General features: G+C 64.9%; 15 protein-coding genes and 1 pseudogene. 10 read left to right on the top strand and 6 right to left on the bottom strand.

Translation table 11 applies throughout. The features are described 5' to 3' along the window. Positions 1 to 3: 3 nt before the first annotated feature. The 4 genes from cysT (at position 4) to K226_RS0111375 (ending at position 3,582) form a co-directional block, all read left to right on the top strand. A complete protein-coding gene (cysT, locus tag K226_RS0111360; protein WP_024814923.1) occupies positions 4 to 894 on the top strand; it encodes a sulfate ABC transporter permease subunit CysT in 891 nt (296 codons plus the stop codon). Beyond that, positions 891 to 1,793, top strand: coding sequence for a sulfate ABC transporter permease subunit CysW (cysW, locus tag K226_RS0111365; protein ID WP_024814924.1), 903 nt, complete (start codon positions 891 to 893; stop codon positions 1,791 to 1,793). Before cysT ends, cysW begins: the two co-directional genes overlap by 4 nt. 13 nt (positions 1,794 to 1,806) lie before the next feature. After that, the gene (locus tag K226_RS0111370; RefSeq protein WP_024814925.1) at positions 1,807 to 2,931 is read left to right on the top strand and encodes a sulfate/molybdate ABC transporter ATP-binding protein; all 1,125 of its coding nucleotides are present in this window, start codon (positions 1,807 to 1,809) and stop codon (positions 2,929 to 2,931) included. A gap of 120 nt (positions 2,932 to 3,051) precedes the next feature. Then, positions 3,052 to 3,582 (top strand): disulfide bond formation protein B, encoded by a 531-nt coding sequence (locus tag K226_RS0111375; RefSeq protein ID WP_024814926.1) that lies wholly within the window; start codon positions 3,052 to 3,054, stop codon positions 3,580 to 3,582. Between the two features lie 206 nt (positions 3,583 to 3,788). On the opposite strand, the gene K226_RS0111380 is transcribed toward K226_RS0111375, so the two are convergent. Then, positions 3,789 to 4,484, bottom strand: a complete 696-nt coding sequence (locus tag K226_RS0111380; protein ID WP_024814927.1) for a glutathione S-transferase — start codon at positions 4,482 to 4,484, stop codon at positions 3,789 to 3,791. Next, positions 4,481 to 5,479 carry a rhodanese-related sulfurtransferase gene (locus K226_RS0111385; protein WP_024814928.1) on the bottom strand — a complete coding sequence of 333 codons (999 nt, stop codon included), beginning with the start codon at positions 5,477 to 5,479 and terminating at the stop codon, positions 4,481 to 4,483. The genes K226_RS0111380 and K226_RS0111385 overlap by 4 nt, the downstream gene beginning before the upstream one ends. Before the next feature lie 183 nt (positions 5,480 to 5,662). Here K226_RS0111385 and bla point away from each other — a divergent pair, with 183 nt between their 5' ends. Then, a complete protein-coding gene (gene bla / locus K226_RS0111390) occupies positions 5,663 to 6,592 on the top strand; it encodes a class A beta-lactamase (RefSeq protein ID WP_035241016.1) in 930 nt (309 codons plus the stop codon). Here the strand turns inward: bla and argA are convergent. Continuing rightward, the gene (argA, locus tag K226_RS0111395; protein ID WP_024814930.1) at positions 6,579 to 7,925 is read right to left on the bottom strand and encodes an amino-acid N-acetyltransferase; all 1,347 of its coding nucleotides are present in this window, start codon (positions 7,923 to 7,925) and stop codon (positions 6,579 to 6,581) included. The genes bla and argA overlap by 14 nt on opposite strands. A 158-nt stretch (positions 7,926 to 8,083) precedes the next feature. Between argA and K226_RS18915 the strand changes: the two are divergent. Both K226_RS18915 and K226_RS0111405 read left to right on the top strand, forming a co-directional pair. Next, positions 8,084 to 12,141, top strand: a pseudogene (locus K226_RS18915) (DUF3418 domain-containing protein); the annotation flags it as partial. A gap of 105 nt (positions 12,142 to 12,246) precedes the next feature. Further along, positions 12,247 to 13,953, top strand: a complete 1,707-nt coding sequence (locus K226_RS0111405) for a long-chain fatty acid--CoA ligase (protein ID WP_024814931.1) — start codon at positions 12,247 to 12,249, stop codon at positions 13,951 to 13,953. A gap of 55 nt (positions 13,954 to 14,008) precedes the next feature. Here the strand turns inward: K226_RS0111405 and K226_RS0111410 are convergent, their stop codons facing one another. Then, positions 14,009 to 14,383 carry a PilZ domain-containing protein gene (locus tag K226_RS0111410; RefSeq protein ID WP_024814932.1) on the bottom strand — a complete coding sequence of 125 codons (375 nt, stop codon included), beginning with the start codon at positions 14,381 to 14,383 and terminating at the stop codon, positions 14,009 to 14,011. 260 nt (positions 14,384 to 14,643) lie between these two features. Between K226_RS0111410 and K226_RS0111415 the strand changes: the two genes are divergently transcribed. From K226_RS0111415 to K226_RS0111425, 3 genes are all read left to right on the top strand, one after another. Next, positions 14,644 to 15,135 (top strand): hypothetical protein, encoded by a 492-nt coding sequence (locus K226_RS0111415; RefSeq protein WP_024814933.1) that lies wholly within the window; start codon positions 14,644 to 14,646, stop codon positions 15,133 to 15,135. A gap of 70 nt (positions 15,136 to 15,205) precedes the next feature. Then, on the top strand, positions 15,206 to 16,000 hold the full coding sequence (locus K226_RS0111420) for a 2OG-Fe dioxygenase family protein (RefSeq protein WP_024814934.1): 795 nt from the start codon (positions 15,206 to 15,208) through the stop codon (positions 15,998 to 16,000). 96 nt (positions 16,001 to 16,096) lie between these two features. Beyond that, complete coding sequence (locus tag K226_RS0111425; RefSeq protein WP_024814935.1) at positions 16,097 to 16,534, top strand: universal stress protein; 438 nt, start codon at positions 16,097 to 16,099, stop codon at positions 16,532 to 16,534. 165 nt (positions 16,535 to 16,699) lie between these two features. On the opposite strand, the gene K226_RS0111430 is transcribed toward K226_RS0111425, so the two are convergent. Together K226_RS0111430 and bktB are read right to left on the bottom strand one after the other, a co-directional pair. Further along, on the bottom strand, positions 16,700 to 17,683 hold the full coding sequence (locus K226_RS0111430) for a tripartite tricarboxylate transporter substrate binding protein (protein ID WP_024814936.1): 984 nt from the start codon (positions 17,681 to 17,683) through the stop codon (positions 16,700 to 16,702). A 62-nt stretch (positions 17,684 to 17,745) separates the two neighbouring features. Beyond that, positions 17,746 to 18,930, bottom strand: a complete 1,185-nt coding sequence (bktB, locus tag K226_RS0111435; protein WP_024814937.1) for a beta-ketothiolase BktB — start codon at positions 18,928 to 18,930, stop codon at positions 17,746 to 17,748. Positions 18,931 to 18,975: the final 45 nt, after the last annotated feature.

The following is an 18,975-nucleotide window of genomic DNA, read 5'->3' on the forward strand; positions in this document are numbered from 1 at the left end:
GCCATGACCGCTGCGACCTCTGCGGCTGCGCAGTCGGCGTTGCTGACTTCTGCGCAGGCTGGTCGGCGTGCGCCCAAGCGGGTGCTGCCCGGCTTTGGCCTGACGCTGGGCTACACGCTGTTTTATCTGAGCATCATCGTGCTGATCCCCCTGTCGGCACTGATCTTCAAGACCTTCACGCTCACCTGGGACCAGTTCTGGGCGGCTGTCAGCTCGCCACGCGTGGTGGCGTCGTACCAGCTGACTTTTGGTGCCTCGTTCTTCGCGGCGCTGGTCAACCTGGTGTTTGGCCTGCTGATTGCGTGGGTGCTGGTGCGCTACAAGTTTCCGGGCAAAAAGATTGTGGATGCGCTGGTGGACCTGCCGTTTGCACTACCCACCGCAGTGGCCGGCATCTCGCTGACGGCGCTGCTGGCGGGCAATGGCTGGATCGGCCAGATCTTGGAGCCCATGGGCATCCAACTGGCGTTCAAGCCTGCGGGCATCGTGATCGCACTCGTCTTCATCGGCCTGCCGTTTGTGGTGCGCACGGTGCAACCCGTGCTGGAAGACGCTGAAAAAGAGCTCGAAGAAGCCGCCACCTGCCTCGGTGCCACGCGTTTTCAAACTTTCACCAAGGTCATTCTGCCCTCGATTACACCTGCGTTGCTCACCGGCTTTGCCATGGCATTTGCGCGGGCGGTGGGCGAATACGGCTCGGTCATCTTCATTGCAGGCAACGTCCCCATGGTGTCTGAAATCACGCCCCTCATCATCATCGGCAAGCTGGAGCAATACGACTACGCCGGCGCCACTGCGGTGGCAACGGTGATGCTGGTCATCTCGTTCGTCCTGCTGCTCGTCATCAATGCGCTGCAAGCCTGGCAGCGGCGCCACGCGGGGGCACCAGCATGAGCGGCAACAACTCCCGAACCATTCGCCGCGCCCGGGCGGGGACGACCGAAGCGCCTTGGGTGCGCTACACGTTGATTGGTATCGCCCTGGCGTTCATGCTGCTGTTCCTGGTGCTGCCGCTGGCTGCGGTGTTTGCCGAGGCGCTGCGCAAGGGTTTCGGCGCGTATCTGGAAGGCCTGCGCGAGCCCGATGCCTGGTCGGCCATCCAGCTCACGCTGATTACCGCCTTGATTGCGGTGCCACTGAACCTGGTGTTTGGTGTGGCGGCTGCGTGGTGCATTGCCAAGTACGAGTTCAAGGGCAAGGCGTTTTTGACAACGCTGGTGGACTTACCTTTCTCGGTGTCTCCTGTCGTAGCTGGCCTGGTCTACGTGCTGATGTTTGGCGCGCAGGGCTGGTTTGGCCCGTGGCTGCAAGAGCACGACATCAAGATCATCTTTGCCGTGCCGGGCATTGTGCTGGCCACCGTGTTCGTGACCTTTCCGTTCATCGCGCGCGAGCTGATCCCGCTGATGCAGGCGCAGGGCAACGACGAGGAACAGGCCGCCATCGTGCTGGGCGCCACCGGCTGGCAGACGTTTTGGTATGTCACCCTGCCCAACATCAAGTGGGGCCTGCTGTATGGCGTGATTTTGTGCAACGCGCGCGCCATGGGCGAGTTTGGCGCGGTGTCGGTGGTGTCGGGCCATATCCGTGGGCAGACCAACACCATCCCGCTGCACGTCGAAATTCTCTACAACGAATACCAGTCGGTGGCCGCGTTTGCCGCAGCCTCGCTGTTGGCCCTGCTGGCTCTGGTCACGCTGGTCATCAAAACCATTGCCGAACACCGCAACGAACAGGCCCTAAAGGCCGCCGCCGAATTGCCGCCCGAGCGCCCCGCGCCCGCTGGCGTGTGAAGGAACACAGAACATGAGCATTGAAATCCGTAACGTCAGCAAGCAGTTCGGCGACTTCCAGGCGCTGCGCGATGTGAGCCTGGACATCCAGTCTGGCGAACTCATTGCGCTGCTCGGCCCCTCGGGCTGCGGCAAGACCACGCTCTTGCGCATCATCGCGGGGCTGGAGACGGCCGATGTGGGCACCATCCACTTCAGCGGCGAGGACACCACCGACGTGCATGTGCGCGAGCGCAACGTGGGCTTTGTGTTCCAGCACTACGCGCTGTTTCGCCACATGACCGTGTTCGAGAACGTAGCCTTTGGTCTGCGCGTGAAACCCCGCAACGAGCGCCCGAGCGAGGCACAGATCAAGCAGAAGGTGACCGACCTGCTCAAGCTGGTGCAGCTGGACTGGCTGGCCGAGCGGTTCCCCTCGCAACTGTCTGGCGGCCAGCGCCAGCGCATTGCCCTGGCCCGCGCGCTGGCCGTGGAGCCCAAGGTGCTGCTGCTCGATGAGCCTTTTGGTGCGCTGGACGCCAAGGTGCGCAAGGAGTTGCGCCGCTGGCTGCGCCGCCTGCACGACGAGCTGCATGTCACTTCCATCTTCGTGACGCACGACCAGGAAGAAGCACTGGAAGTGGCCGACCGCGTGGTGGTGATCAACCAGGGGCGTATCGAGCAAAGCGGCTCGCCCCAGCAGGTGTGGGACAACCCGGCCAGTCCGTTTGTCTATGGCTTTCTGGGCGATGTGAACCTGTTCCATGGCCGCGCGCACGAAGGGCTGGTGCATATGGAAGGCATCGAACTGGATTCGCCCGAGCACAGCCAGGCGCAAAACGCCAAGGCCTTTGCCTATGTACGTCCGCACGATCTGGACGTGCAGCGCTATGCGCCCGGGGCCGGGCTGGACATTCATGGCCGCCCCCGCGGCATCGTCGCGCAACTCAGCCGCGCCATCGTGGTGGGCCCGATTGCGCGGCTGGAACTAATTCCATCCGACGATCACAAACCAGCGGACAATGCGTCCCCGGACCACTTGATCGAAGCGCAGATTCCGGCGCAGCAGTTCAAGGAGATGGGTTTCAAAGAGGGTGAAATGCTGGTGGTGACACCGCGCCGCGCCCGCGTTTTTCTGGATCACGCCGCCGGGATTTGACTCCCCCTGAGTCGCTGTGCGTCTTTCCCCTAAAGGGGGACGCACCCGGTGGACCGGCATCGACCGGTGCCGGTTGCGCAGGCAGTGCCCTGCAATTGCTATTGGATGAGGGAATAAGAAATGAATTGGTTGACTGCGGCCCCGCGCCGCGTGCTGGCACTGATCAGCGTGGCCTGCGTGGCCATGCTGGCTTTTGGCATGTATTTGCAGCATGTGGTGGGCCTGGAGCCTTGCCCCATGTGCATTGTGCAGCGTTATGCTCTCATTGGTGTAGCAATCTTTACAGGCCTGGCAAGCGCTAGAGGTCAAAAAGGCTGGTGGATTTCTTGGGCGGTGCTGGCTTTGGTCATGGCGGGTTTTGGCGCCTTTGTCGCAGCGCGCCAGAGCTGGCTGCAGTGGTACCCACCCGAGATCGCCACCTGTGGCCGTGATTTGTACGGAATGATCGAAAACTACCCGATCAGCCGCTCCATCCCCATGATCTTCCGAGGCTCGGGTGACTGCACGGCGATCGACTGGACGTTCCTGGGTGGCTCGATTGCCAACTGGTCGTTCATCTGCTTCGTGGGTTTTGGGCTCGTGATGCTTGTGCTGCTGGTGCGGGCTTTGAAGGGTGGCGGTCGCGGAGGCTCGGGATACTCGATGGCTTGATGCCCTTGGCTCGCCATGGATCTTGCGAAAGGCGCTCTTCTGAGCGCCTTTTGTTTTTCGGGTGTATCGGAGCCGAAGGCTTCTCGCGCGGGCCGGGTGAAGAACGGCCGCTGTCTGGTAACTCTGACCGGTGGCAGCGGGTCCTCAGCAGAAGTCTTGTCCCCCCGGCCACGCCCGGTTCTGGTTCAAAACGAAGGCGCAGCAGTTCAGAGCGGGTTACAAGCGCTACCACCGGCAGCCGAAGTCGCTGCAGGGTGCGGAAACAGGACCCCCTCCGTGCCATCCACCCACGCAGGCAGCTTGTGCATCACGCTCTCGAACAAGCGGCTCGCCTGCCACTGCGCCAGCCACGCCTGCAGATGCGGCCAGGGCTGGGCATCCCACCAGGGGGCGTTGATGCCCGCAAACTGCCGCACGAAAGGCGCGATGGCCATGTCGGACAGTGTGGCGTGACGGCCAAACAAAAAGTCATGCTCTCCCAGCCGCTCGTCCAGCCCTTGCAGCCATTGCGCGGCCTGTGTGCTGGCCAGGGCGGTATCGGCTTCGGGATAGCGGCTCGGGTATTTGCAGCGGTCCAGCGCATGTTTGAAAGGGCCGTCGCATTCGGCAATCAGCGCCAGCATGTCGGCCAATGCGCCATGGCTCGGGTGTAGCCAGCGGCCGGGGTCATGCCGCTCCAGCGCCCAACGCATGATGGCAAGGCTTTGGTCCAGCACCTGGCCGCCGGGCAACACCAGCACGGGCACGGTGGCCTTGGGCGATGCCTGCAGCAGACCTTGTGGCTTGTTTCGCAGCACCACCTCGCGTAACTCGCAAACCTGACCGCTCACGGCCAGGGCCAGTCGGGCGCGCATGGCGTACGGGCAGCGGCGAAAGGAATACAGGACGGGCAGGGCGCTCACGCGGACTCGTCCTTGCTTACACCCCCATCTGTGTGGGAGCGGTGCGCCGGGTTGCCCGGTTGCCGTGCGCCCAGGTGCGCCTGTCCCCGTTGGTCTGCCAGATCCATCTGGCGTTGGCGCTCGGCCAGCGCGCGCTCTTGTTCGGGCGTGCGCGTGCCATGGCAATAGGGGCAGCTCACGCCCCGCACATAGTGGGGCGACGCAAGCTCAGCTTCGCCCAGTGGCATGCGGCACGACCGGCACAGCTGGTGGTGGCCTGGTGCCAGGCCGTGGCCCACGGACACCCGCTCGTCAAACACAAAACAGTCGCCTTGCCAGCGGCTGTCTTGCTCCGGCATGGTTTCCAGGTACTTGAGGATGCCGCCTTCGAGGTGAAATACCTCTTCAAAACCCTGCGATTTGAGGAATGCGGTGGACTTCTCGCAGCGGATGCCACCCGTGCAGAACATGGCCACACGGGGCTTGCCAGCGAGTACGCCACCGGGTTGCGATTGCGCCGCCACCCAGGCCGGAAACTCTGCAAAACTCTTGGTATGCGGGTTCACCGCGCGCTCGAACGTGCCAATGCCCACTTCGTAGTCGTTGCGGGTGTCCACCACCACCACATCCGGGTCGTCGATGAGCGCGTTCCAGTCCTCGGGCTTCACATAGGTGCCCGCGTTGCGCGCGGGGTTGAGGCCCGGCACGCCCAGCGTGACGATCTCGCGCTTGAGGCGCACGCGCATGCGGTAGAACGGCTGGCGTTCGGTGGGCGCCTCCTTGTGCTGCAGGGCCGCAAAGCGGGCGTCGCTGCGCAGCCAGGTGAGCACCGCGTGCACGGCGTCCGGTTTGCCTGCGATGGTGCCGTTGATGCCCTCCGGCGCCAGCAGCAGCATGCCGCGCACGCCCTGTTCGTCGCACAGCGCCTGCAGTGGCGCGCGCAAGGTGGCGCAGTCGGGCAGGTCGACAAACTGGTACAGGGCAACGGTGAGATAGCGGGGGGTGACCGGGTCCACGAAAGGCGCGCCATTGAAGAGGAGGAGGGATGATAGCGGTCGCTTTTCGCCTCGGCGAGTCGCGCAGTTGTGTGCATTGCCCGCACTATCCGATCCACCCCCGGTCGCAGCGCCTGCGCTCGTCCTGTCGGGGCTCAAGCACCTTGTCTTTCAGGCTATCTTTCAACTTTTCAACATTTCCTCATGCAAAGACGAACGATTTCTTTGGGCTTGGTGGCTGTTGCTGCGCTGCCCCTCTGGGGTTGTGCCGCTGCAGGCATCGCCAATGGGCCGGGTGGCGCAGCCCATGGCAAGACGGCCCGCCAATGGAGCGACGCGCTGGCCGGCATCGAGCGCGCCGCCCAGGGCCGCCTGGGCGTGGCCATGCTGGACACGGGCTCGGGCCTGGCGCTGGGCTGGCGGCAGGACGAACGTTTTGCCATGGCCAGCACCTTCAAGCTGGTGCTGGCGGGCTGGATGCTGGCCCTGGTGGATCAGGGCAAGGAGCGTCTGGACGCCCGCGTGCACTACCCGGTGGCCGAGGTGGTGGCGTATTCGCCCGTCAGCAGCCCGCGTGCGGGCGACGGAGGTGGCCTCACGGTGGGCGAGCTGTGCGCTGCCACCGTGAGCCTGAGCGATAACACCGCCGCCAACGTGCTGCTGGCTCGCCACGGCGGCCCGGCCGGGTTCACGGCCTTCGTGCGCTCGCTGGGCGATGGCGCCACGCGGCTGGACCGCACCGAGCCCACGCTCAATGAGGCCGCCAGGGGCGACCCGCGCGACACCACCACACCACTGGCCATGCTGCAGACGATGCGCAAGCTGGTGTTGGGCGATGCGCTCACGCCCGCTTCGCGCACCTGGCTGCAGCGCTGGCTGGTGCAAACGAGCACGGGCGACAAGCGCTTGCGCGCGGGTGTGCCGGGCTGGAAGGTGGGTGACAAGACGGGTACGGCCAGCGACAGCGGCACGGCCAATGATGTGGCGGTTTTGTGGCCCCCCGCCAGTGGTGCGCCGGTGCTCGTGACCTGCTACCTCACGCGGTCAACCGCCCAGCCAGAGCAGCGCGACGTGGCCATTGCCCAGGTGGCGCGCGCTGTCGTCGCTGCGCGCGAGACGTTCAGAGCTTCTTGACCAGCACCTGGCTGCGCCGGTCCCAGTTGTATTTGCGCTTGCGCGCATCGGGCAGCCAGTCGGGGTCTACCACCACGAAGCCGCGCTTGATGAACCAGTGCATGGTGCGCGTGGTCAGCACAAAGATGCTGTCCAGCCCCATGGCGCGGGCGCGCTGCTCTATGCGTTTGAGCAGCTTTTCTCCATCGCCCGTGCCCTGGCTTTGCGGAGACACGGTGACGGCGGCCATTTCGGCCGTCTTGGCCTCGGGGTAGGGGTAGAGCGCGGCGCAACCAAAGATCACGCCGTCGTGCTCGATGATGGTGTAGCTGGAGATGTCACGCTCGATCTCGGTGCGGTCGCGCTTGACCAGCGTGCCGTCCTTCTCGAACGGCTCGATCAGTTGCAGGATGCCGCCCACGTCGTCCACGGTGGCTTCACGCAGTTCTTCGAGTTTTTCGTCGATCACCATGGTGCCGATGCCGTCGTGCACATACACCTCCAGCAGCAGCGAGCCGTCCAGCGCAAACGGAATGATGTGGCTGCGCTCCACGCCGCCCTTGCAGGCCTTTACGCAGTGCTGCAGGTAAAAGCCCACATCGGTGGGCTGCTGCGCGGTGGGCAGCGTGGCCAGCAGGGCCTGCGCGGCGGCCAGGGGCAGCTCGGTGTCGATGGGGTTGTCGTCGCCTGCGGGCTCGCCGGGCTGCATGCGGATGCCGGACACCTCGGTCAGAAAAATCAGCTTGTCGGCGCGCAACTCGATGGCCACGCTGGTGGCCACTTCTTCCATGGCCAGGTTGAAAGCTTCGCCCGTGGGCGAGAAGCCAAACGGCGACAGCAGCACCAGTGCTCCCATGTCCAGCGTGCGCTGGATGCCCGCCACGTCCACCTTGCGCACCAGGCCCGAGTGCTGAAAATCCACCCCGTCCACAATGCCCACGGGCCGCGCGGTCAAGAAGTTGCCCGAAATCACGCGCACCGTGGCCCCCGCCATGGGCGTGTTGGGCAGGCCCTGGCTGAAGGCGGCCTCGATTTCATAGCGCAGCTGGCCCGCAGCCTCTTGCGCGCAATCGAGCGCCACCGAATCAGTGATGCGGATGCCGTGCGAATACTTGGCAGCGTGCCCCTTGGCTGCCAGCTGCTCATTCACCTGCGGGCGAAAGCCGTGCACCAGCACAATGCGCACGCCCATCGCCTGGATCAGCGCCAGGTCTTGCGCAATGTTGTGCAGCTTGCCCGCCGCAATGCCCTCGCCGGGCAGGCCGATCACAAACGTCTGGTTGCGAAATTTGTGGATATACGGCGCCACCGAGCGGAACCAGGGGACGAAGGTGAAGTTGAAAACGGCAGACATGTGCAGGCGGGGCGGTCGGGAAGGGTGGAAAACAGCAAGGGCTGGGATAATTCGCGATTCTCTACGAAGTTTCTGCCTTGACCGCGTCCACCGCTTCCTCTCCCCTGCACATCGAGTTTCCGGAATCCCTGCCCGTCTCTGCCCGGCGCGACGAGATCATGGAGGCCATGCGCCAGCACCAGGTCATCATCGTGTGCGGCGAAACCGGCTCAGGCAAGACCACGCAGTTGCCCAAGATTGCGCTGGCGCTGGGCCGTGGCAAGTGCAACGCGCCGGCAGGGCAAAAGGGCCAGCTCATCGGCCACACCCAGCCGCGCCGCATTGCGGCCAGCAGCGTGGCCAAGCGCATTGCCGAAGAACTGAAAACCACGCTGGGCGACGTGGTGGGCTTCAAGGTGCGCTTTCAGGACCGCCTCTCGCGCGATGCTTCGGTCAAGCTCATGACCGACGGCATCTTGCTGGCCGAGACGCAGACCGACCCGCTGCTCAAGAACTACGACACCATCATCATCGACGAGGCGCACGAGCGCAGCCTCAACATCGACTTTTTGCTGGGCTACATCCGCGAGATTCTGCCGCGCCGGCCAGATTTGAAGGTGGTGGTGACCTCGGCCACCATCGATGCAGACCGGTTTGCCAAGCACTTTGCAAGTGCCCGCCCGGCGCCGGGCCGCCCCAAGGCGGGCGGGGCCCCCTCGGGGGCAGCGACCCACACGCAGTGGGGGAGCGTGGGGGCGAACTGATTCCCGCGCCCATCATCATGGTGTCGGGCCGCACCTTCCCGGTCGAGCAACGCTACCGCCCGTTTGAAGAAAGCCGCGACTACGGACTGAACGAGGCCATTGCCGATGGCGTGGACGAGCTGTGGCAAGGCAATGCGGCCGGCGACATCCTGGTCTTTCTGCCCGGCGAGCGCGAGATTCGCGAGGCGGCCGACCACCTGCGCAAGCACCTGTCGCACCAGCCCGTCATGCGCAACGCCGAAGTGCTGCCGCTGTTTGCGCGCCTGTCGCAGGCCGAGCAGGACCGCATTTTTGACGGCCACACGGGCCGGCGCATCGTGCTGGCCACCAACGTGGCCGAAACCTCGCTCACGGTGCCAGGGGTTCGATACGTGCTTGACGCAGGCACCGCGCGCGTCAAGCGCTACAGTTTTAGAAGCAAGGTAGAGCAGCTGATGGTCGAGCCCATCAGCCAGGCCGCAGCCAACCAGCGTGCCGGCCGCTGCGGGCGCGTGGCCAACGGCATCTGCATTCGCCTGTATGACGAGGCCAGCTTTAACAGCCGCCCGCGCTTTACCGACCCCGAAATTTTGCGCAGCTCGCTGGCGGGCGTCATCCTGCGCATGAAGTCGCTGCACCTGGGCGATGTGACGCAGTTCCCGTTCATCGAGGCGCCCTCGGGCCGCGCGATTGCCGACGGCTATCAGCTGCTGTCCGAGCTGGGCGCGGTGGACGACGCCAACGAACTCACGCCCATGGGCACAGAGCTGTCACGCCTGCCGCTCGACCCGCGCGTGGGCCGCATGATCATCGAGGCGCGCGACCGCAAGGCGCTCGACGAGGTGCTGGTCATCGCCAGTGCACTCAGCGTGCAAGACGTGCGCGACCGCCCCATGGAGGCGCAGCAGCAGGCCGACCAGGCGCACGCCAAGTTCGACGACGACAAGAGCGAGTTCAGCGGGTATCTGAAGCTGTGGAAATGGATCAACGAAGCACGCGGTGGTGTGCCCAGCCTGCCATCAGCCCGCGCGCAGAAGGCCATGGCGAATCAGCGCGCGCCTTCCCAGTCCTTTTTGCCCGTGGCCCAGCGCACGGTGGCTGCCGTGCAAGCCGTGCAAGCCGTTCCTGCGGCCGCCGTGGCCGCGCCCACCCACAAGCTCAGCAACCGCCAATACGAGCAGTTGCTGCGCCAGAACTTCATCAGTATCCGCCGCCTGCGCGAGTGGCGTGACATCCACACCCAACTGCTCACGGTGGTGACCGAGCACAAGTGGCAAATCAACACCCAGCCTGCGAGCTATGAGCAGCTGCACTTGTCGATGCTGGCGGGTCTGCTGGGCAACGTGGGTGCCAAGGGTGACGAGGAAGACTGGTACCTGGGCGCGCGGGGTATCAAGTTCTACAAACACCCCGGCGCACACCTTTCCAAAAAGCCGGGCCGCTGGATCATTGCGTCGGAGCTGGTCGAGACCACGCGCCTGTTTGGCCGGGGCATTGCCGCCATCGAGCCGCAGTGGCTGGAGCAGATGGGCGGCCATCTGCTCAAGAAGCAGTTGCTCGACCCGCACTGGGAGAAAAAATCTGCCGAGGTGGTGGCGCTCGAGCGCGCCACGCTGTATGGCATCGTGGTCTACAACAACCGCCGCGTGAACTTTGGCAAGGTAGACCCGCACGCCGCGCGCGAGGTGTTCATCCGCGAGGCGCTGGTGGGCGGCAACTGGGAGACCAAGCTGCCGTTTCTGGCCGCCAACCAGAAGCTCATCGCCAAGGTCGAAGAGCTGGAGCACAAGTCCCGCCGCCAGGACGTGCTGGTAGACGACGAACTCATCTACGCCTTCTATGACCAGCAACTGCCGCCGGATGTGTGCAGCGGCCACAGCTTTGAGGCCTGGTACCGCGACGAGTCCAAAAAACAACCCGAACTGCTCAAGCTCACCCGCGACGAGCTCATGCGCCACGAGGCCGCAGGCATCACCACCAACGCGTTTCCCAAAACCGTGCGTCTGGGCGGCGTGGACTGCGCCGCCAGCTACCTGCACGAACCCGGGGATGTACGTGACGGCATCACGGTGACCATCCCGCTGTTCGTGCTCAACCAGGTGAGCGACGAGCGCTGCGAATGGCTGGTGCCCGGCATGCTCAAGGACAAGATCCAGGCCCTGCTCAAGAGCCTGCACCAGCGCCCGCGCAGCCGCTTTGTGCCGCTGCCCGAGTCGGCCAAGCGGCTGGCCGAGCTGCTGGGTACGCCCGAGCGCTTTGGCACCGGCAGCCTGACCGACGTGCTGCTCAAGCAGGTGCGCGACGAAACCTCGCTCGATGTAAAGCGCGCAGACTTCAAGCTCGACATGCTCAGCCCCCACCTGTTCATGAACTTCCGCGTGGTCGATGAACATGGCCGCCAGCTCGGCCACGGCCGCAACCTGGGCGCGCTCAAGGCCGAGTGGGGCGCCAAGGCGCGTGGGGCTTTTCAGGCGCTGGCGGGGCTCAAGCTGGGTGCGGGGGCGGTCGAAAGTGAAAAAAATGGATCAAATGTGCCTCCATCGCTTGATGGTAGAGCGCAGACAGCTATCAAATCAGGAGTAAAAGGCTCTGCAACGCCCGCCCAGCCTGCGAAACCCGCCAGCGTCACGCCATCGGCCCCTGCCGGCCAGCGCTACACCACCTGGACGTTTGGCGAGCTGCCCGAGCTGATGGAGATCAAAAAGGCTGGCCAGACGCTGATCGGCTTCCCGGCGCTCATCGACGGCGGCGACGCCGTGACCATCGAAGTTTTCGACGAGCCCGAGGTCGCAGCAGCCAAGCACCGCGCGGGCCTGCGCCGCCTGTTCGCGCTGCAGATCAAAGATGCGCTCAAGTACCTCGAAAAGAACATCCCCGACCTGCAAAAAATGGCCGTGGCCTATATGCCGCTGGGTACGCAAGAAGAACTGCGCACCCAGATCATCGACGTGGCGCTGGACCGCGCCTTCTTGCTCGACCCGCTGCCCACCGACGAGTTCGCCTTCAAGCGCCGCGTCGAAGAAGGCCGGGGCCGCCTCACGCTGATCGCCAATGAAGTGGCGCGCCTGGCCGCCACCATCCTCACCGAATACGCCGCCGCCGCCCGCAAGATCAAGGACACCAAAAACGCCCCGGAGGCCACACAAGACGCCCAGCAGCAACTGGCCCGCCTCATGCCCAAGAACTTCATCGCCGTGGCCCCGTGGACGCAACTGGCCCACTACGCCCGCTACCTCAAGGCCATCACGCTGCGGCTCGACAAATACCGCGCCGACCCCGCCCGCGACGCCGCCAAACTGGCCGAGCTGCGCCCACAAGAGCAGCGCTACTGGCGCCTGGTGGCTGAGCGCAAGGGTGCGGTGGACGCCCGCATGCAAGAGCTGCGCTGGCTGCTGGAAGAGCTGCGCGTGAGCTTCTTCGCGCAAGAGCTGCGCACGCCCCAGCCGGTGAGTGTGAAACGGCTGGACAAGCTGTGGGCGCAGGTCAATAGCTGACGGGGGAGGGGGCCACGCTGGCGTCACCTGCGCGACGCGGCATCAGTGGCATCCCCAATGCCACCGCGCCGCAGGCGCCCTAGGCTTCGGGCAAAGGAACACTTCATGCGCCCCCACTTCAAGTTCTGGCCCCGCCGGCTGCCCCATTCCATCACCTTGCCCGCCACCTCGCTGTGGGACAACCTGGCCATCAACGCCCGCCGCTACCCCGACAAGGCGGCGGTGGTGTTCTTTGGCCGTGCGCTGAGCTACCGTGCGCTGGCCGAGGGCGCCGAGCGGCTGGCCGCCCGGCTGGCGCAGCTGGGCGTGCAGCGCGGCGACCGCGTGGTGCTGTGCATGCAGAACTGCCCGCAACTGGTGATGGCGCACTTTGCCATCTTGCGCGCCAACGCGGTAGTGGTGCCGGTCAACCCGATGAACCGGGCCGAAGAGCTCAAGCACTACATCACCGACCCCGACACCAAGGTGGCCATCACCACCGGCGACCTGGCCCCCGAGCTGGCCAAGGCCAGCAACGCGCTGGCACCCGGCGAGCGGCTGGCGCACCTGGTGGTGACGCAGTTCACCGATGCCTTTGATGCCGACATTGCGGGCCCCGACGCACCGCCCGACACCTGGCGTGAGTGGCTTTGCACCCCCCACGCCTTGCCTGCCCTTGAAGGTGGTCAGGCGCATGCCTGGGCCGATGCGCTGGCCTGCACCGCCGCACCGCCCGCATTGCTGGTGGGCCTGAACGATCTGGCGGTGTTGCCCTACACCAGCGGCACCACAGGCCTGCCCAAGGGCTGCATGCACCTGCACAAAAGCATCATGCACAACGCGGTGGCCAGCAGCCTGTGGGGCAACGGAGCGGCCGACAACGTGACGCTGGCCGTGGTGCCCATGTTCCACATCACGGGCATGGTGAGCGTGATGCACGCGGCCATCTATATGGGCGCCACGCTGCTGGTGATGCCCCGGTGGGACCGCGACCTGGCCGGGCGACTGATCTCACGCTACAAGGTCACGACGTGGACCAACATTCCCACCATGGTCATTGACCTGCTGGCCAGCCCCAATTTTGCGCAGTACGACCTCTCCAGCCTGGCCTACATTGGCGGGGGCGGCGCCGCCATGCCCCAGGCCGTGGCCCAGCGCCTGCTGGAGCACTATGGCCTGCGCTATGCCGAGGGCTATGGCCTTACCGAGACAGCGGCGCCATCGCACACCAACCCGCCTGACAACCCCAAGCAGCAATGCCTGGGCATCCCTTTCATTGGCACCGATGCGCGCGTGATCGACCCCGACACCCTGCAGGAAATGCCGGTGGGCGAGCAGGGCGAGATCATCATCCACGGCCCCGAGGTGTTCGAGGGCTACTGGAAGCGGCCCGAGGCCACCGAGGCGGCGTTCATTGATTTCGAGGGTAAGCGCTTTTTCCGCTCGGGCGACCTGGGGCGCATGGACGAAGACGGCTATTTTTTCCTGACCGACCGCCTCAAACGCATGATCAACGCCAGCGGCTTCAAGGTGTGGCCGGCCGAGGTCGAGGCGCTGATGTTTCGCCACCCCGCTGTACAAGAGGCCTGCATCATCGCCGCCAAAGACAGCTACCGCGGCGAAACCGTGAAGGCCGTGGTGGTGCTGCGCCCCACGCACCAGCACACGACCGAACAGGAAATCATCGACTGGTGCCGCGAGAACATGGCGGTGTACAAGGTGCCACGCATCGTGCAGTTCGTATCGGCGCTTCCCAAAAGCGGCAGCGGCAAGGTGATGTGGCGCTTGTTGCAGGAAAAGGAAGCGCCAGACGTCGCAGCTTCCGGGGGCTGATTGCCTGGCGCCAGCTCGGCTGGCGCCGCAGCCTTCAATGCCGCAAAGACCCGCGTCAGGGCGCCGGGGCCGGATGCGTCAGCTCGGCCAGGTCGCGTTCGAGCAGGGCCGGGTCTCCCAGCTGCAGCTCGATCAGGCGGCGCAGGTGGGTCACGCTGTCCAGGTCGATGCCGCGGCACAGCAGGCCGGCGTGCAGGCCTTCCACATGGGCCACTTCGGTAGACATGGCAATGTGGTTGCCGGTTTCGGTGAGTGCCAGGGTGAGCTGGCACTGCATTCCGGGCTGCAGGTGCGCCTGGGCGGGTGCCGTGATGAGTGCACCCTTGAGCGACAGGTCTTGAACGTGCACGCTGAACGTGTCGTTGGGGGTGGCGAGCAGGGCCCGGGCGTCAAAGCTGACGCGGACGAAGTGGCGGCGTTCGTGGGGCATTGCGGTCTCCTGGGCCTGGCGGTATGGCTCCATGCTACTTCAAGGCCCGGCCGGTGGCGCTTTGTTTCGGGATTTACCGTTGGCGTACTGCTTTTAAAATAATAGCTGCTTGCGCTTATGGGTAAAGGGCTAGAGCGGTTTTTTGCCATAACAATGTCGCGATCCTGCCCATTTGCTTACATCTTTGGCGTGGTGTTCGACGAGGAACACCGCTGATCTTGTTACAACTGGCCTGTTCCCCGATTCCCAAGGAGTAAATCATGAACCTCACCCTTCGTCACCTGATGTCCGGGGCCACCACGGTGCTGCTGCTGGTTGCCGCCGCAGGCACCCATGCCCAGACCTACATCAACACCACGGTAGGAGGGCAGTTGGCGCCGGGCGTGTATGGGCGCATCGACATTGGCAATGCACCGCCGCCGCCCCTGATCTATGCAGAACCCATCATCATTCACCGGCCGGCCGTGATGGTGCCGCGCTCGCCTATCTACCTGCACGTGCCGCCGGGCCATGCCAAGAACTGGGGCAAGCACTGCGCGCGCTACAACGCGTGTGGCCAGCCGGTGTACTTTGTGAAAGAACCCGTTCGCGGGCCTTCTTACGGTGGCCGCCCCGGCTACAGCGGTCGGGATGACCGCCGGGACGACCGTCGCTGGGACGATGGCCAGCGCGGTGGTGGCAAGCATGACCGTGGCGGCCGCCACGACGGGCGTGGTGATGGCCGTGGCAAGGGCAACGGAAACCGCGACTGATCTGCGGACTTTGGCGGGGCAAGGGCCTGCGGGCCCCGGCCCCGCCGCATCGGCGGTTAAGCTCTGCGGCATGGCTGAAGTCACTTTTCCCCCTCCGTTCACCGGGCCCGATGGCGTGGCCGACCAGTTGCGCCAAGCCGGCTACGCCGTGCTGTCACCTGGCGATGTGGCGGCGTGGTCTGGTTGCCCCCTGCAAGATCTGCAGGCCCTGGTTGCAGACTGGGCCCATTTGCCCCCCGATGATTTTTTGAAAGACGGTGGCCGCTACCGCCGCCGTCGCCATGCCTGTTTTGAGGTGACGCACGGGCGTGTGGAGCAGGTGCCGCACCGGGCGCACTGGCAGCCGCTGGAGTACAACGCCCTGCACGGCGGCATGGAGCGCTGGTTTGCCCCCATGACTGCCGAAACCGTGGCGCGCCCGGTGTGGACGCAGTTGCTGGCGGCGCTGGCCGCAGTGTCCGACGCCGTGTTTGCCGCTGCCGATGCGCCTGTGCGCTGGTTTGTCGAGGCGCACCAGTTTCGCATCGACACCACCGACGGCATTGGCCGCCCTACGCCCGAGGGCGCGCACCGCGATGGCGTTGACCTGGTGGCGGTGTTTCTGGTGGCCCGCGAGGGCGTGAAGGGTGGAGAAACGCGTGTCTTCGAGGCTGCAGGCCCAGCCGGCCAGCGCTTTACCCTGAGTGCACCATGGTCGCTGCTACTGCTGGACGACGCCCGCATGATCCACGAGACTACGCCCATCCAGCCCCTGGTGGCGGGCGGTTACCGCGACACGCTGGTGGTGACCTGCCGGCGCGAAAGCTTCCAGGGGGCGGACGTAGCGGCCCAGCGCGGCACTGACCGGGCCGGCAACACACCATGATTTGATGCGAATCAAGGCGCAACGGCGGGTGGGTCGCCACACTGGTTCCATGTTTCCAGGCCTTCGCCTGGCCTGATCAACTTGAGGAGAAGCACCATGTTCAAACATATTCTGGTTCCTGTGGACGGCTCCAAGACGTCCATGCTGGCGGTATCCAAGGCTGCGGCCTTGGCCAAGACTTTTGGCAGTGCCGTAACGGCGCTGTACGTGATCGATCCCTATCCCTTTACCGGCGTGGGTGCCGATTTCGCCTATGGCCAGGCGCAATACCTGAGCGCCGCCACATCCGAAGCCAACAGTTCGCTGGATGCCGCCAAGAAAGCCATGGCCGACGCCGGTGTGCAGGCCACCTCGGTGGTGGGCGAAGGCCATGCGGTGCACGACGGCATCCTGCGGGCCGTGGAGAGCACTGGCGCCGATCTGATCGTGATGGGATCGCACGGCCGCCGGGGGCTGGAAAAACTGGTGCTGGGCAGCGTCACCCAGCGCGTGCTGGGTGTGGTGCACATCCCGGTGCTGGTGGTGAGAGACTGAGCGCCATTCCCCATGAAAAACGGCTCCGAAAGGAGCCGTTTTTGTTTCAGTTCTCGATGATGCCGCGGATCAGCCGCAACCCACTTTTCATGGAATAGGCATGCCCCAAGCCAGTCCACCGGGTGCGTCCCCCTTCAGGGGGAAGGCGCGAAGCGCCTCAGGGGGTCACTCAATCTTTGCGCCCGAGGCTTCCACGATGCCTTTCCACTTGGCGTAGTCGGTCTTGAGCAGGGTGCCGAACTGTGCTGGCGACATGGATTCGGGCTCGGCGCCCTGGGCCTGGATGGCGGCCTTCATGTCGGCGGTGGCCAGCAGCTTGTTGATTTCTGCGTTGAGGGTGCTGACCACGCTGGCGGGTGTGCCTGCGGGGGCGAACACGCCATACCAGGTGCTCACATCAAAGCCCTTGAAGCCGGATTCGGCCACGGTGGGCACATCGGGCAGCGACGAGCTGCGCTTGGCCGAGGTCACGGCCAGCGGGCGCAGCTTGCCCGATTTGATCTGACCCATGGCCGAGGGCAGGGACGACACCAGCAGATCCACATTGCCCGCCAGCGCGTCCATCAGTGCCGGGTTGGAGCCCTTGTAGGGGATGTGGCTCAGCTTGATGCCCGCCGCCTTCTCGAACAGGTCGCCTGCCAGGTGGATGGACGTGCCATTGCCGGGCGAGCCATAGGTAATGGTGCCGGGCGATGCCTTGGCGGCGGCCACTACATCGGCCAGGGTTTTGTATTTGCTGTTGACGCTGGTGGCAATGATGACGGGCGTGTAGGCCACATGGGCCACGGCGGTGAGGTCCTTGGTGGGGTCCCAGGCCAGGTTCTTGTAGAGCCAGGGGCCGATCACGAGGTTGTCTTTTTGGCCCATCACCAGGTCGTAGCCGGTGGGCGCTGCCTTGACGGCCTCACCAATGCCGATGGTGCCGCCTGCGCCTGCCTTGTTGTCGGCCACCACCGTCCACTTGGCACTTTCGGTGAGCTTGGTGGCCACCAGGCGCGAGAGGATGTCGGTGCCGCCGCCGGGCGGGAAAGGCACGATCAGGCGGATGGGCTTGGTGGGGAAGGCGGCAGCAGGCGCCGGTGCCTGCGCATGGGCCGTGGCACCCAAGGCCAGGGCGAGCGCGGTAAAGGAAAGCAGGTTGCGAATCATGAAAAAACTCCGTCAAATCAGAAAAAGGGCGGCACGCAGGCCGCCCGGTAAGCGGTGGGGTGTCAGATGCGCTCAAAAATGGCGGCAATGCCCTGGCCGCCGCCAATGCACATGGTCACCAGCGCATAGCGGCCCTGAATGCGCTGCAGCTCATGGATGGCCTTCACGGTGATCAGCGCACCCGTTGCGCCAATGGGGTGGCCCAGCGAGATGCCCGAGCCATTGGGGTTGACCTTGGCCGGATCCAAGCCCAGGTCGCGCGTGACGGCGCAGGCCTGGGCGGCGAAGGCTTCGTTGGCTTCGATCACATCGAGGTCGTTCACCGTGAGGCCGGCCTTTTTCAGTGCCAGCTGCGTGGCGGGCACGGGGCCAATGCCCATGTATTTGGGGTCCACACCCGCGTGGGCGTAGGCCACCAGGCGGGCCAGCGGCTTGGCACCGCGCGCCTTGGCGGCACCGGCTTCCATCAGCACCACGGCTGCGGCGGCATCGTTGATGCCCGAGGCATTGCCGGCTGTCACGGTGCCGTTTTCCTTGAGGAAGGCGGGCTTGAGCTTGGCCAGGTCTTCCATGGTGGCGCCGGGGCGGAAGTGCTCGTCGGTGGCGTACTGCACGTCGCCCTTTTTGCTCTTGAGGGTGACGGGCACGATCTGGTCCTTGAACACACCGGCTTGCGTGGCGCGTTCGGCGCGGTTGTGGCTTTCCACGGCCAGACGGTCCTGGTCTTCGCGGGTGATGCCCCATTTGGCGGCGATGTTCTCGGCCGTCACGCCCATGTGGATGTTGTGGAAGGGGTCGTGCAGCGCGCCGATCATCATGTCCACCATCTTGGTGTCGCCCATGCGGGCGCCCCAGCGCATGTTCAGGCTGGCAAAGGGAACGCGGCTCATGTTCTCGGCGCCGCCGCCAATGGCCACGTCGGTGTCGCCCAGCAAAATCGACTGGCTGGCGTTCACGATGGCCTGCAGGCCCGAACCGCACAGGCGGTTGACGTTGAACGCGGGCGTGCCTTCGCCGCAGCCACCGTTGATGGCGGCCACGCGCGACAGGTACATGTCTTTGGGCTCGGTGTTGACCACATGGCCAAACACCACATGGCCCACATCCTTGCCTTCTACATGGGCACGCGCCAGCGATTCGCGCACGACGAGGGCGCCCAGCTCGGTGGGCGGCACATCTTTCAGGCTTCCGCCAAAGGTGCCGATGGCGGTGCGCACTGCGCTGACGACGACGACTTCACGGGTCATGGGATTCTCCTTGGATGAATGAAGGAATATGAATGAAATTGGCCT

Source organism: Acidovorax sp. JHL-3, assembly GCF_000526295.1.
Classification (GTDB): Bacteria; Pseudomonadota; Gammaproteobacteria; order Burkholderiales; family Burkholderiaceae_C; genus Acidovorax; species Acidovorax defluvii.